Origin of the sequence: Streptomyces sp. M92 (assembly GCF_028473745.1) — a bacterium.
Lineage (GTDB): Bacteria > Actinomycetota > Actinomycetes > Streptomycetales > Streptomycetaceae > Streptomyces.
Genome location: NZ_CP101137.1, coordinates 7413640 through 7427311, shown reverse-complemented (window position 1 = coordinate 7427311; position 13672 = coordinate 7413640). Strand labels below are relative to the sequence as shown.

Here is a 13672-nt window from a genome sequence, read left to right as displayed (position 1 = left end):
GTCAGAGGTTGTCGATGGCAGTCAGGTCGATGTCGATGACGTAGGGCTTTTCGACCTTGATCTGGTCACGGTGCATGCCCATGTGCACATAAGCCTTGGTCATCGGGTCGAGTTCGTAGACATGGATGACCGGCCTGCCGTCCGTACCGCCCTGCTCGACGCGCCAGAAGTTCGGGATGCCGGCGGCAGCGTACTTCTGGGGTTTGGTCGTGCGGTCGCGGGACTCGGAGTCCGGGGAGACGACCTCGACGGCAAGGAGAACGTCTTCAGCCAGGTAGCTCGTCTGGGCCGGCCCGGTGACCGCCTCGGCACGGACGATGCTCACGTCGGGCTCCGGACCGTTGCGCCGGTCGAGGATGGTGGTCATCTCCCGGCTGACCTTGAACTCGGCGGGCAATCCTGCGCGCAGCCCCCAGACCAGCAGGTCGATCACATTCGCGTGGAAACGGCGCTGCGGACTCACGAAAACCAGACTCCCGTCGATCAGCTCGGTGTGCGGCGGGAGATCCGGCAGCGTGAACAGGTCGTCCACGGTGTATCCGTCCTGCGGCGGCACCGGCCACTGAACGCGGTGCTCTACGGACTCGGCGGTCATGGTTCCTCCCATACGCGGGGTCCTGCTGCCTGCTCCCCACCGTAGCCGGACGCTCCGACACGCGTCACCACAAAGAGTGACCACCCCCGCCCGCGTCCCCCCACCCCCCGGAGGGCCTACGCTTGAAGGCTGATCGTCCCCCAGGCAGGAGAGAAATGGCCGTCAACCTGGTCAATGTCGAGAACGTCAGCAAGGTGTACGGCACCCGTGCACTCCTCGACGGCGTGTCCCTCGGCGTCTCCGAAGGGGACCGCATCGGTGTCGTCGGCCGCAACGGCGACGGCAAGACGACCATGATCCGGATGCTGGCCAGGCTGGAGGAGCCCGACACCGGCCGCGTCACCCACTCCGGCGGACTGCGCCTCGGCGTGCTCACCCAGCACGACTCCCTCGACCCGGAGGCGACCGTCCGCCACGAGGTCATCGGCGACATGGCCGACCACGAGTGGGCGGGCGACGCCAAGGTCCGCGACGTGCTGACCGGGCTGTTCGGCGGGCTGGACATGCCGGGGTTCCCGCAGGGGCTGGACACCGTCATCGGGCCGCTCTCCGGCGGTGAGCGGCGCCGGATCGCGCTGGCCAAGCTCCTCATCGAGGAACAGGACCTGATCGTCCTCGACGAGCCCACCAACCACCTCGACGTCGAGGGCATCGCCTGGCTCGCCAAGCACCTGCGCGAGCGGCGCTCGGCGCTCGTGTGCGTGACGCACGACCGCTGGTTCCTGGACCAGGTCTGCACCCGCATGTGGGACGTGCAGCGCGGCGACGTCTACGAGTACGAGGGCGGCTACTCCGACTACGTCTTCGCCCGCGCCGAACGCGAGCGCATCGCCGCCACCGAGGAGACCAAGCGGCAGAACCTCGTCCGCAAGGAGCTGGCCTGGCTGCGGCGCGGGGCGCCCGCCCGCACCTCCAAGCCGCGCTTCCGCGTCGAGGCCGCCAACGAGCTGATCGCCGACGTGCCGCCGCCCCGGGACAGCAGCGAGCTGATGAAGTTCGCCTCGTCGCGGCTCGGCAAGACCGTGTTCGACCTGGAGGACGTGACCGTCCAGGCCGGCCCCAAGGTGCTGCTCAAGCACGTCACCTGGCAGCTCGGCCCCGGCGACCGCATCGGCCTGGTCGGTGTCAACGGCGCCGGCAAGACGTCCCTGCTGCGGGCCATGGCCCAGGCCGCCCGCAGCGAGGGCGACGAGCAGCCGGCGGGCGGGCGGGTGCGCGTCGGCAAGACCGTCAAGCTGGCCTACCTGTCGCAGGAGGTCGCCGAGCTCGACCCGACCTGGCGGGTGCTGGAGGCCGTGCAGCGCGTGCGCGAGCGCGTCGACCTCGGCAAGGGCCGGGAGATGACCGCCGGGCAGCTGTGCGAGACCTTCGGCTTCGGCAAGGAGAAGCAGTGGACGCCGGTCGGCGACCTCTCCGGCGGTGAGCGGCGGCGGCTGCAGCTGCTGCGGCTGCTGATGGACGAGCCCAACGTCCTCTTCCTCGACGAGCCCACCAACGACCTCGACATCGAGACCCTGACCCAGCTCGAGGACGTCCTCGACGGCTGGCCCGGGTCGATGATCGTCATCTCCCACGACCGCTTCTTCATCGAGCGGACCACCGACCGGGTCTTCGCCCTCCTCGGCGACGGCGCCCTGCGGATGCTGCCGCGCGGCATCGACGAGTACCTGGAGCGCCGGAAGCGGATGGAGGAGGCGGCCGCGGCGAGCGCCCCGGCCGCGGCCGCGAAGCCGGCCACCGCCGTGCCCGAGAAGAGCGCCGCCGACGTGCGCGCCGCCAAGAAGGAACTCCAGAAGATCGAGCGGCAGCTGGACAAGGTCTCCCAGAAGGAGACCAAGCTGCACGCACAAATCGCCGAGAACGCCACGGACTTCGCGAAGGTGGCCGAACTCGACGCCGAGCTGCGGGAACTGGCCGGTCAGCGCGAGGAGCTGGAAATGCGCTGGCTGGAACTCGCCGAGGACGCCTGAGCCCCTGCGCGCAGGGGGCGCGCGTGGCGTGAAGAGGGCGTGAAGGCGCGTAACAGGGGCATCACGGGCCGGTCCTCCCTTGGGAACAGGGGCGGACGCGGCCCGGTGCGCGCTTCGGCCCGGGTGATAGAAAGGCCGTCTGAGAACTGTCTCAACGACTGCCGTGAAACGACTCCGAGGCCAGCGCGTACCTCGGGACGTGGCTAAAAATCAGTGAGTCATAAGGGGGAACGCGCTGATGAGCCAGCCGCCCAACCAGCCGCCGCAGGGTGGCTTCGGAGCGCCGCAGGACCCACCGCCGGGAGGCTTCGGGGCACCGACCCCGCCGCCCCCGCAGGGGCAGCCGCAACCGGGGTACGGCTACCCGCAGCAGCCGCCCGGCCAGCCGCAACCGGGGTACGGCTACCCGCAGCAGCCGCCCGGCCAGCCGGGCCCCTACGGCCAGCCCGGACCGTACAACTCCGGCCCGTACGGGCCGCCCCAGCAGCCCGGCCAGCCGGGGTACGGCTACCCGCAGGCGCAGTTCCCGGGCGCGCCCGGCACCCCGCCGCCCGGCGGCTCCGGCTCCCGCAACCCGTTCAAGGGCAAGCCGGCCCTGGCGGTCGGCGCCGCGGTCGCCGCCCTGCTCGTCATCGGCGGCAGCGTGTGGGCGGTCACCGCGGCCGGCGGTGACGACAAGGACAAGAAGCCCGTCGCCGGAAAGAGCGACGACCCCAAGCCCTCCGGCTCCGGCGGCGGCGCCCCGGTCAACCCCGGCGACGGCAGCGGCGACGGCGGCGAGGACCCCGAGAACCTCAACGAGGGCCGCCAGGCCGGCGAGTCCAAGGTGCTCTGGTACAAGGAGGCGCCCGACGCCCCCGGTTCCGGCGCCGACGCCGAGGGCATGTGGGTCACCGACAAGGCCGCGGTGAAGGCGGCGTACAAGCAGGTCTTCGCCTGGAACGTCGGCGACGGCAAGCCCGCCTGGAACCCGATCACCTTCCCGGAGAAGATCTGCGCGGTCACCTCGGAGAAGACGGCCGACGACAAGATCGTCGTCGCCCACATGAGCGGCTCCAGCGACCGCGCCAAGTGCAACAAGCTCCAGGAGATCGACCTCGCCACCGGCGAGAAGGGCTGGGCGCAGGAGGTCGAGGACGGCGAGCTGTTCGACACCACGCTCTCCGTGGAGCTCACCGTCAGCGGCAAGACCCTGATGGTCGCCCGGTCCCAGTCCGGCACCGCGTACGACGTCACCAGCGGCAAGAAGCTGTACGACAAGAGGAGGTACGGCGACGCCTGCTTCCCCGCCGGCTTCGCGGGCAGCGCTAACAAGCTGGTCCAGGTCGCCTCCTGCGGCGCCGGCGGCAACAACGCGCACGACGAGCTCCAGGGCCTCGACCCGAAGACCGGCAAGGTCCTGTGGACCTACAAGTACGAGAAGGGCTGGCGGGTCGCCCGCGCCTACTCCGTCGACCCGCTGGTCGTCTACGCCACCAACGAGGACAAGAAGGTCTGGAACATCTCCACCTTCACCTCCGGCGGCAAGGTCCAGGAACAGGTCGGCGTCGACGAGGACTTCGCCCCCGAGTGCGGCTGGGCGATCCTCGAACGCGACCTCCAGGGCTGCGCGGGCGTCGCCGTCGGCGGCGGCACCCTCTACCTGCCGACCGAGGCCGCCACCGGCGCCAACGAGATCGTCGCCATCGACCTCGCCACCGGCAAGGAGAAGTGGCGGACCAAGTCCCCTGCGGACGAGTCGATGATGCCGATGAAGATCGAGGGCGACCAGCTCATCGCCTACGTCCAGCCCTCGTACGACGCGGGCGGCCAAATCGTGTCGATCCCGACCGGCGGCGGCGACCACAAGCCGGCCAAGCTGCTGCAGAACCCGCAGGCCGTGGCGGACATCGAGAACAGCTTCTACTCCAAGGACATCGACTGGGTCGACGGGCGGTTCTACATCTCCAGCACCCGCCTGACCGGGAACGACGAAGCGAAGGAGAAGTTGATGCTCGCCTTCGGCAAGTGACCTTCTTCCCCCGCGCGTTCCGCCCTCCGTCCCCGCTCCACGAGGTAACCACGTCATGACCCAGCCGCCGCCCCCGCCGCCCAACCAGCCCCCGCAAGGGGGCGGTTTCGGCCCGCCGCAGAACCAGCCGCCGCAGCAGCCGCCCACCCCGCCCGCGGGCGGCACACCCGACCTCGGCAAGGCACCCGAGCCGGGGTACGGCTACCCGCAGACGCCCCCGGCCGCCCCGCCGTCCGGGCCCGCGCCGCAGCCGGGGTACGGGTATCCGCAGACGCCGCCCCAGCAGCCGCAGCCCGGGTACGGCTACCCGGGCCAGCCGGGCCAGCCGGGGCCGTACGGGCAGCCGACGCCCGCGTACGGCCAGCCGGGGACGCCGGGTCAGCCCGGGTACGGCTACCAGCAGCCGACCATGCCGATGCAGCCCCAGGCCGGCGGGCCGGGCGGCGGCGGGCGGAAGATCAACGCGCAGATGGCGATCATCGTGTCGGCCGTCGTCGCGATCGCGCTCATCGTCGGCGGCGGTGTCTGGTACGCCCAGTCCTCCGGCGACGACGGGGGCAAGGACGACACCGCGAGCTCCGGCGGCACGGGCGGCACGGACGAGAAGGGCGGCTCCGGCGGCAAGTCCTCCGGCGGCGAGGAGAAGGTGCCCTCGGACCCGGCGTCCAAGGTGCTCTTCCAGGTCCCCATGCCGGCCGTGAGCAAGGACGACAGGACCATCGTCGTCACCGGCTCCTGGCTCACCGACAAGGTGTACGCCAAGAGCGGCATCGCGGAGATCGTCGGCTACGACCGGGACAAGGGCGGCAAGGCCTGGACGGTCGACCTGCCCGGTCCGGTGTGCGAGGCCAGCCACCGGGTCACCGAGGACGACAAGACGGCGGTCATCTACAAGCCCGCCATGCCGACCAAGGCCGAGCCGCAGTCCTGCACGGAGATCGCCGTGCTCGACCTCGCGGCGGGCAAGACCGCGTGGACCAAGTCCGTCGAGACGGGCGGACGGCCGTTGTCCCTGGACAACGTGACCCTGAGCGGCGGCACCGTCGCCGCGGGCAGCAGCGACGGCGGCATCGCCTGGGACATCGCCACCGGTGACGAGCTGTGGTCCCCGAAGGCCACCGACACCTGCTACGACGCCGGCTACGGCGGCGGCGAGAAGCTGGTCGCGGTACGCAAGTGCGGTTCGTACGACGCCCGGCAGCTCAACATCCAGACCATCGACCCGAAGAGCGGGAAGGTGATCTCCGAGTACAAGATGGCCAAGGGCATCGAGTACGCGGCCGTCGTCTCCACCGAGCCCCTCGTCGTGGCCGCCGACGTCGGCGACTCCGCCGGGGACGGCAGCGGTATCTCGGACTTCTTCTCCATCGACAACAAGACCGGCAAGCTCCTGGCCCGCATCTCCGCACCGGGTGACGAGTACGGCGCCAGCTGCGAGTCGATCACCGAGGTCGAGGACTGCCGCGGTCTGGCGGTCGGCAACGACCGGCTCTACATCGCGACCGAGGAGCACGAGAGCGGCGGCGAGTCCTACAGCCGCACCAACGAGGTCGTCGCCTTCGACCTGACCACCGGCAAGCAGACCGGCGAGCGCGCCGACGCCGGTGACGGCTACACCATCACCCCGCTGCGCATGGACGGCGGCAACGTGATCGCGTACAAGCGCCCTCCGTACGACAAGGGCGGCCAGGTCGTGAGCATCGACGGCGGGACGTTCAAGCAGACCACGCTGATGGAGAACCCGGCGACCGAGGCGGTGCGCAACGTGGAGGCCCGGATGTCGCCGGACCACTCAGAGGTCCGGTACTCGCAGGGGCACCTGTACATGTCGCAGGTGTACGCGAGCGCGCCGAGCAGCGCGGACGAGAAGGAGTACCTGGCGATCGCGTTCGGCACGAGCGGCTGAGACACGCGGCGCCGCAGCCCGTGGCGGCCCCGTCCCCTTGCCGGGGGATGGGGCCGTTTCGCGTGACGGGTTGCATGGTGTGCTGTATGGATCTTCGGTGATCCGGGGCGGTTCTTGCCGGTAGGGGCAGCGCGCGGGGGCACTAGCGTGTAGCTTCCGGGGGACTGGGGAGGGTGACTGGGGGGTTGCTCGATGGGTGTACGGCTCATGGTGGTCGACGATCACCGATTGCTCGCCGAGGCGCTGGCCTCGGCGTTGAAGTTGCGGGGGCACCGGGTGCTGGCCGCGGCGGCGCCGGCGGCGGGGGCGGCGGAGCTGGTGATCAGCCGGGCGCCGGAGGTGTGCTTGCTGGGGACGGCGGCGCCGGCCGAGCCGGGGATCTTCGACCCGGTGGTACGCATCAAGCGGGAGCGTCCGCAGGTGGCCGTGCTGGTACTGGGACCCGTGCCGAACCCTCGCGGGATCGCGGCGGCGTTCGCGGCGGGGGCGTCGGGATACGTGCGGCACGACGAGCGGATAGAGGGCGTCGAGCGGGCCATCATGAAGGCGCGGGCCGGGGAGGCGGCGGTGGCGCCTTCGTTGTTGCAGGGTGCGTTCGGCGAGCTGCTGAACCCGGCGGCCCAGCCCGACGACGAGGGGCAGCGGCTGCTGCAGATGCTCACGCCGAGGGAGGTGGAGGTGCTGGTGCGGGTCGCGGACGGCGAGGACACTCGGCTGATCGCGGCGGGGATGGGCATCGCACCGTCCACGGCCCGGACGCATGTGCAGCGGGTGCTGATGAAGCTGGGCGTGGGGTCGAGACTGGAGGCGGCGGCGCTGGCGGCCCGGACGGGGTTGCTGGACCGGGCGGTTGCCTCCGGCGGTTGATCGGGGTGCCTGCGGCGGCCCGTGGCTGTTCGGTGGGGGTGCGGATGCCTGCGGCGCCGCTGCGGGTTCGGTGGGTGCGGGTAGCGCGGTGTGTTGTCTGTGGGTCGGGGCCGCGCGCCGGGGGGTGTCCGTCCTCGGAACGGCGCGAAATAGGTCGGCCACAGATGTGGACGGCGCGGACGCGTCAACCGCTGCGGGCGGACACCCCCGACACGTCCCCCTCCCGCCGTACGCGACTTTCCCGCCGTCCCACCCCAGCTGCGGCAGTCGTGCCTCCCCCAGTGCCTGAACGGCCTGGGAGGTACCCCCAGGGCGGCACGGGTGGGCGCAGCGGCGCCCCGCAGCGCCGGGCCGCGCCCCCCCGCGCCCACACCCGCGCCGGGTGCCCGTGAACGCCGGTCACGGAAACGGCGTTCACGGGACCGGCGTCACTTCTCGGAGGTCTCCTCCAGCGGCGGCGTAGGCGGAGCCGTGGGCCGTAGCTTCAGCCATGCCAGGAAGAACAGCCCCAGCACCAGCATCCCCAGCCCGGTCCACAGGTTGATGTTCACCCCCTGCGCCTTGTCGATCTCGTCGTCGGTCGCCACGAGGCCCGCGATCGTCACGATGACGCCGTAGACCACGAACAGTCCGCCGATGATCCGCCGGATGTCGAACAGCCGCGCGGCCGTGACGGACTTGGTCTCCAGCTCGGAGATCTCGTCCCGGACGTTCTTGTCGGAGTAGGAGTTGGAATCGGACATGCTCTCTCAATCCTCCCGCGATCAGAACGAGAACGGGATGTAGCAGGCGGCGGCCAGCACGACCGCACCCCAGCCCAGCAGCGCCGGCTTGCGGTACCACGCGTCGTCGCCCTTGGCGGGAGCCTCGGACATGCCGGGGGAGACGGTGCCGTAGACGAGGCCCTGGAGTTCCGCGGCCGGCTTGGGCGCGGTGAACAGGGACACCGCGACCATGACCACCGCGCCGGCCACGAAGCCGGCGATCGCGGAGACGAAGTTGGCGCCCTGGTCGGAGGGGATGTCGATGATGCCCTGCTTGTAGATGACGAAGTAGTTCACCATCGCGGCCGTGGTACCCGCGATCAGGCCCCAGAAGCCGGACTTCATGGACGCCCGCTTCCAGAACATGCCGATGATGAAGACCACGAACATCGGCACGTTGAAGAAGGAGAAGAGCGTCTGGAGGTAGCTCATGATGTTGGAGAACGACGAGGCCAGGAACGCCGTGCCGATGGAGGCGAGGACGCCGATCACCGTGATCAGGCGGCCGAAGCGGACGTAGTAGTCGTCCTCCCGGCCCTTCACGACGTACCGGGCCCAGATGTCGGTGGTGAAGACCGTGTTGAAGGAGGACACGTTCGCCGCCATGCCGGCCATGAAGGCGGCCAGGAGGCCGGTGACCGCGATGCCGAGGACGCCGTTGGGCAGCAGTTGCTGCATCAGGTACGGGATCGCGTCGTTGTACTGGAGGTCCGAGCCGGGTGTGCCGATCTTCGGGACCAGGACCGCGGCGACCAGGCCCGGGATCATGACGACGAAGACGATGAAGATCTTCGGGAAGGCGGCGATGAGCGGGGTGCGCTGGGCCGCCGAGAGGTTCTTCGCGGACAGGGCGCGCTGCACCTCGGCGAAGTTCGTCGTCCAGTAGCCGAAGGAGAGGACGAAGCCGAGGCCGAGGACGATGGTCAGCCAGTTGGCGCCCAGCGGGTTGTCGCTGCCGATGCCCGTGCCGCCCCAGGCGGTCATGAAGTCGCCGCCGCGGGACTGGGTGAGGGAGTCGGACAGGCCGTCCCAGCCGCCGACCTTCTTCAGGCCCAGGATCGTGATCGGGATGAGGCCGGCCAGGATCACGAAGAACTGGAGGACCTCGTTGTAGATGGCCGAGGACAGGCCGCCGAGGGTGATGTAGGCGAGGACGAAGAAGCCGGCGACCACGATGGCCACCCACTGCGGCCAGCCCAGCAGTGCCTCGACGACGATCGCGAGGGCGTAGAGGTTCACGCCGGCGATCAGGATGGCCGCGACGGCGAACAGGATCGAACTCAGCAGGTGTGAGGACCTGTCGAAGCGCAGGAGCAGGAACTCCGGGACCGAGCGGACCTTGGAGCCGTAGTAGAACGGCATCATCACCAGGCCCAGGAAGACCATCGCCGGGATGGCGCCGATCCAGTACCAGTGGGTCGTGTAGACGCCGTACTGGGCGCTGTTGGCGGCCATGCCGAGGATCTCGGTGGCGCCCAGGTTGGCCGCGACGAAGGCGAGGCCGGTGACCCAGGCGGGCAGCGAACGGCCGGACAGGAAGAAGTCCAGGCTGGTCTTGACCGACCGGCGGGCGGCGAAGCCGATCCCGAGCACGGCGACGAAGTAGATCCCGAGGATCGTGTAGTCGAGCCAGTTGGTGGGGAGTCGAAGCTCCGCGGCTAGGTATGTGGGGGTATGCATACGAACTCGCTTCGTTGCGCGAACTGATCCGCAGCGGAACCTACGCCTCCGCGTTCAGGAAATGAACAGTTTTGATGGTGTTCTTTGTTTGATCGTGATGATCGGGGCTCTGGTGGGTTGTGAAGTGTTATGTTTGATTGTGTTGGATGATTGAGTGTGGGTACGGAGGAGTGCGGCTGTGAAGAAGACCTCGACCCGGCTGGCCGACGGTCGCGAGCTCGTCTACTACGACCTGCACGACGACGCGGTGCGCGACGCCGTGGACCGGCGTCCGCTGGAGCGGACCGTCACCACCTCCGAGATCCGCCGCGACCCGCTGCTCGGCGACTCGGTCGCCATCGCCTCGCACCGCCAGGGCCGCACCTACCACCCGCCCGCCGACCAGTGCCCCCTGTGCCCGTCGCACGGGGAGCGGCTGAGCGAGATCCCGGACTCGTCGTACGACGTGGTGGTCTTCGAGAACCGCTTCCCCTCGCTGGCCGGCGACTCCGGCCGCTGCGAGGTCGTCTGCTTCACCTCCGACCACAGCGCGTCCTTCGCCGACCTGAGTCAGGAGCAGGCCCGGCTCGTCCTCGACGCCTGGACCGACCGCACCTCGGAGCTGTCGCATCTGCCCTCCGTGGAACAGGTCTTCTGCTTCGAGAACCGGGGCGCCGAGATCGGGGTGACGCTGGGTCACCCGCACGGCCAGATCTACGCCTACCCCTTCACCACACCCCGCACCGCGCAGATGCTGCGTTCGCTCGCCGCCCACAAGGACGCCACCGGCGGCGAGAACCTCTTCGACGCCGTACTGGAGGAGGAACTGGCCGGTGAGCGGGTCGTCCTGGAGGGCGAGCACTGGGCGGCCTTCGTGCCGTACTCCGCGCACTGGCCGTACGAGGTGCACCTCTACCCCAAGCAGCGGGTGCCCGACCTGCTCGGGCTCGACGAGACGGCCCGCACGGAATTCCCACAGGTCTATCTGGAACTCTTGAGGCGCTTCGACCGGATCTTCGGAGAGGGTGAGCCCCCGACGCCGTACATCGCGGCCTGGCACCAGGCCCCGTTCGGGCAGCTGGAGGACTTCGAGGGGGTGACGCGGGACGACTTCGCGCTCCACCTGGAACTTTTCACCATCCGCCGTACGTCCGGGAAGCTGAAGTTCCTCGCGGGCTCCGAGTCCGGCATGGACGTGTTCATCAACGACGTGCCCCCGGAGCGCGCGGCCGAGCGACTGCGAGAGGTAGCGAGTTCATGAGCGGGAAGTACCTGGTGACGGGCGGGGCCGGCTATGTCGGCAGCGTGGTCGCCCAGCATCTGCTGGAGGCGGGCCACGAGGTCGTCGTCCTCGACAACCTGTCCACGGGCTTCCGGGAGGGCGTGCCGTCGGGCGCCACCTTCATCGAGGGGGACCTCCGCGACGCCGCCAAGTGGCTGGACGCCTCGTTCGACGGCGTGCTGCACTTCGCCGCCTTCTCCCAGGTCGGCGAGTCCGTCGTGAAGCCCGAGAAGTACTGGGACAACAACGTCGGCGGCACCATGGCCCTGCTGGAGGCGATGCGCACGGCGGGCGTCCGCCGCCTCGTCTTCTCCTCCACCGCCGCCACGTACGGCGAGCCGGAGCAGGTCCCGATCGTCGAGACCGCGCCGACCAAGCCGACGAACCCGTACGGCGCCTCCAAGCTCGCCGTCGACCACATGATCAGCGGTGAGGCGGCGGCGCACGGCCTGGGCGCGGTGTCGCTGCGCTACTTCAACGTCGCGGGCGCGTACGGCGAGTACGGCGAGCGCCACGACCCGGAGTCGCACCTGATCCCGCTGGTCCTCCAGGTGGCGCAGGGCCGCCGCGACGCCATCTCCGTCTTCGGCGACGACTACCCGACGCCGGACGGCACCTGTGTGCGCGACTACATCCACGTCGCCGACCTGGCCGAGGCCCACCTGCTGGCGGTGACGGCCGCCGTCCCGGGCGAGCACCTCATCTGCAACCTGGGCAACGGCAACGGCTTCTCCGTCCGCGAGGTCGTCGAGACGGCGCGCCGGGTGACCGGCCACCCCATCCCCGAGGTCGTGGCACCGCGCCGGGGCGGCGACCCGGCGGTCCTGGTCGCGTCGGCGGACACCGCCAAGGAGAAGCTGGGCTGGAACCCGTCCCGCGCGGACCTCGCGGGCATCGTGGCGGACGCGTGGGAGTTCGCGCGGCGGCGCGCGGGCCAGGACTAGGAAAGAGCGAGGGACAGGGCATGGGCGAGGCTGTGGTGAAAGCCGTCGGCGAGCGGTTCCGGGAGCTGTACGGGACGGAGCCCGAAGGGATCTGGGCGGCCCCCGGCCGCGTCAACCTCATCGGCGAACACACCGACTACAACGACGGCTTCGTCATGCCCTTCGCCCTGCCGCACACCGCGGTCGCGGCCGTCTCCCGCCGGGACGACGGACTCCTGCGCCTGCACTCGGCCGACATCGACGCCGGTGTCGCCGAGCTGCGGGTCGCCGACCTGACCCCCGAGTCCGACAAGTCCTGGACCGCGTACCCCTCGGGCGTGGTCTGGGCACTGCGCGAGGCCGGCCACGAGCTGACCGGCGCCGACATCCACCTGGCCTCCACCGTCCCGTCCGGCGCGGGCCTGTCCTCCTCGGCGGCCCTGGAGGTGGTGGTCGCCCTCGCCCTGAACGACCTCTACTCCCTCGGCCTGCGCGGCTGGCAGCTGGCCCGCCTGTGCCAGCGCGCGGAGAACGTCTACGTCGGCGCACCCGTCGGCATCATGGACCAGACCGCCTCCGCCTGCTGCGAGGCGGGCCACGCCCTCTTCCTCGACACCCGCGACCTCTCCCAGCGCCAGATCCCCTTCGACCTCGCGGCCGAGGGCATGCGCCTGCTCGTCGTGGACACGCAGGTCAAGCACTCCCACAGCGAGGGCGAGTACGGCAAGCGCCGCGCCGGCTGCGAGAAGGGCGCGGCGCTGCTGGGCGTGGACGCCCTGCGGGACGTTCCGTACGCCGAACTCGACGCGGCGCTGGAACGCCTGGCCGACGACGAGGAGGTCCGCCGCCTGGTCCGGCACGTCGTCACGGAGGACGAGCGCGTCGAGCGGGTGGTGACCCTCCTGGAATCCGGCGACACCCGCGCCATCGGCCCGGTCCTCGTCGAGGGCCACACCTCCCTGCGCGACGACTTCCGCATCTCCTGCCCCGAACTCGACCTCGTCGTCGACACGGCCCTCGCCTCCGGCGCCCTCGGCGCCCGCATGACCGGCGGCGGCTTCGGCGGCTCGGCGATCGTCCTGGCCGACGTCTCCGACGTCGACGTCGTCACCAAGGCGGTGGAGCAGGCCTTTGCGGCAGCGGGCTTCATCGCACCACGGGTGTTCGAGGCGGTGCCTTCGGCGGGGGCGCGGCGGGTGGGGTGACATCAAGGACGAACAGATCCTCGCCTACTTCGATGGGCGAGGTACCGCAGAGATCGCGCTGAGAGGCCGAGAGGTGGCTCAGAGCGACAGAATTGCGGCGGTGGCCTTCGAGTTGGGCTACAGGCTCCACGAGACTGACATCGTCACTCGGGGGCACTGGCGGCTTACCTATCTGCGGGACGACTCCCCGGACGTCCGTCAACGCGCGCAGAGCACGATGGACCGCCTGCGGGCTGGTGGCCCCCTGTTCTCCTATGCGCTGGCTCGTGCGGGAATGCCCCCAGTCCGAGGCGGGCAGATCGCTCCAATGGAGGCGGCTTCGGCGCGGCAGAACATGACTGCGTATGAAACGCACGGCTCGCGGGGCCTGGTCGTCATAGCGGCCCTTCTCAGCGCCACCTCTCTAGTACTGGCGTGGGTGGTGCGGGACGGGCTCGGTGGCGCGGTCGCCTTGTTGTCGGCGGCAGTACTTCTAGGCGTAGTCGCGGCC

At 70.2% G+C, this 13672-nt stretch carries 10 protein-coding genes; 7 read left to right on the top strand and 3 right to left on the bottom strand.

Features of this window, described 5'->3' with window-relative positions:
* Position 1 precedes the first annotated feature (1 nt).
* Complete coding sequence (locus tag M6G08_RS34235; RefSeq protein WP_272591011.1) at positions 2–595, bottom strand: Uma2 family endonuclease; 594 nt, start codon at positions 593–595, stop codon at positions 2–4.
* Positions 596–750: 155 nt separating this feature from the next.
* On the opposite strand from M6G08_RS34235, the gene M6G08_RS34230 reads away from it, so the two are divergent.
* The 4 genes from M6G08_RS34230 to M6G08_RS34215 all read left to right on the top strand — a co-directional run bounded on the left by M6G08_RS34230 (position 751) and on the right by M6G08_RS34215 (position 7349).
* On the top strand, positions 751–2565 hold the full coding sequence (locus tag M6G08_RS34230) for an ABC-F family ATP-binding cassette domain-containing protein (RefSeq protein ID WP_272591010.1): 1815 nt from the start codon (positions 751–753) through the stop codon (positions 2563–2565).
* 238 nt (positions 2566–2803) lie between these two features.
* Positions 2804–4576: a BamB-related PQQ repeat family beta-propellar protein gene (locus M6G08_RS34225; RefSeq protein ID WP_272591009.1), complete on the top strand. Its 1773-nt coding sequence runs from the start codon at positions 2804–2806 to the stop codon at positions 4574–4576.
* 55 nt (positions 4577–4631) lie between these two features.
* The gene (locus M6G08_RS34220; RefSeq protein ID WP_272591008.1) at positions 4632–6482 is read left to right on the top strand and encodes a BamB-related PQQ repeat family beta-propellar protein; all 1851 of its coding nucleotides are present in this window, start codon (positions 4632–4634) and stop codon (positions 6480–6482) included.
* 192 nt (positions 6483–6674) lie between these two features.
* A complete protein-coding gene (locus tag M6G08_RS34215; RefSeq protein WP_272591007.1) occupies positions 6675–7349 on the top strand; it encodes a helix-turn-helix transcriptional regulator in 675 nt (224 codons plus the stop codon).
* Between the two features lie 428 nt (positions 7350–7777).
* Here M6G08_RS34215 and M6G08_RS34210 read toward each other — a convergent pair whose 3' ends face one another.
* Positions 7778–8092 carry a hypothetical protein gene (locus M6G08_RS34210; RefSeq protein ID WP_272591006.1) on the bottom strand — a complete coding sequence of 105 codons (315 nt, stop codon included), beginning with the start codon at positions 8090–8092 and terminating at the stop codon, positions 7778–7780.
* A 21-nt stretch (positions 8093–8113) separates the two neighbouring features.
* On the bottom strand, positions 8114–9793 hold the full coding sequence (locus M6G08_RS34205) for a sodium:solute symporter family protein (RefSeq protein ID WP_272591005.1): 1680 nt from the start codon (positions 9791–9793) through the stop codon (positions 8114–8116).
* Positions 9794–9971: 178 nt separating this feature from the next.
* On the opposite strand from M6G08_RS34205, the gene galT reads away from it, so the two are divergent.
* From galT to galK, 3 genes are read left to right on the top strand one after another with little or no spacing between them, the layout of a single operon-like run.
* On the top strand, positions 9972–11033 hold the full coding sequence (gene galT / locus M6G08_RS34200) for a galactose-1-phosphate uridylyltransferase (protein ID WP_272591004.1): 1062 nt from the start codon (positions 9972–9974) through the stop codon (positions 11031–11033).
* Complete coding sequence (gene galE, locus M6G08_RS34195) at positions 11030–11998, top strand: UDP-glucose 4-epimerase GalE (protein ID WP_272591003.1); 969 nt, start codon at positions 11030–11032, stop codon at positions 11996–11998. The genes galT and galE overlap by 4 nt, the downstream gene beginning before the upstream one ends.
* Before the next feature lie 20 nt (positions 11999–12018).
* Entirely contained in the window at positions 12019–13182 is a 1164-nt protein-coding gene (gene galK, locus M6G08_RS34190) for a galactokinase (RefSeq protein ID WP_272591002.1), read from the top strand.
* The last annotated feature ends 490 nt before the right edge of the window (positions 13183–13672 follow it).

What these genes read in the sequence shown, in the direction of transcription:
- M6G08_RS34235 (WP_272591011.1), bottom strand. Translation starts at nt 595, where the DNA reads ATGACCGCCGAGTCCGTAGAGCACCGCGTTCAGTGGCCGGTGCCGCCG.
- M6G08_RS34230 (WP_272591010.1), top strand. Translation starts at nt 751, where the DNA reads ATGGCCGTCAACCTGGTCAATGTCGAGAACGTCAGCAAGGTGTACGGC.
- M6G08_RS34225 (WP_272591009.1), top strand. Translation starts at nt 2,804, where the DNA reads ATGAGCCAGCCGCCCAACCAGCCGCCGCAGGGTGGCTTCGGAGCGCCG.
- M6G08_RS34220 (WP_272591008.1), top strand. Translation starts at nt 4,632, where the DNA reads ATGACCCAGCCGCCGCCCCCGCCGCCCAACCAGCCCCCGCAAGGGGGC.
- M6G08_RS34215 (WP_272591007.1), top strand. Translation starts at nt 6,675, where the DNA reads ATGGGTGTACGGCTCATGGTGGTCGACGATCACCGATTGCTCGCCGAG.
- M6G08_RS34210 (WP_272591006.1), bottom strand. Translation starts at nt 8,092, where the DNA reads ATGTCCGATTCCAACTCCTACTCCGACAAGAACGTCCGGGACGAGATC.
- M6G08_RS34205 (WP_272591005.1), bottom strand. Translation starts at nt 9,793, where the DNA reads ATGCATACCCCCACATACCTAGCCGCGGAGCTTCGACTCCCCACCAAC.
- galE (WP_272591003.1), top strand. Translation starts at nt 11,030, where the DNA reads ATGAGCGGGAAGTACCTGGTGACGGGCGGGGCCGGCTATGTCGGCAGC.
- galK (WP_272591002.1), top strand. Translation starts at nt 12,019, where the DNA reads ATGGGCGAGGCTGTGGTGAAAGCCGTCGGCGAGCGGTTCCGGGAGCTG.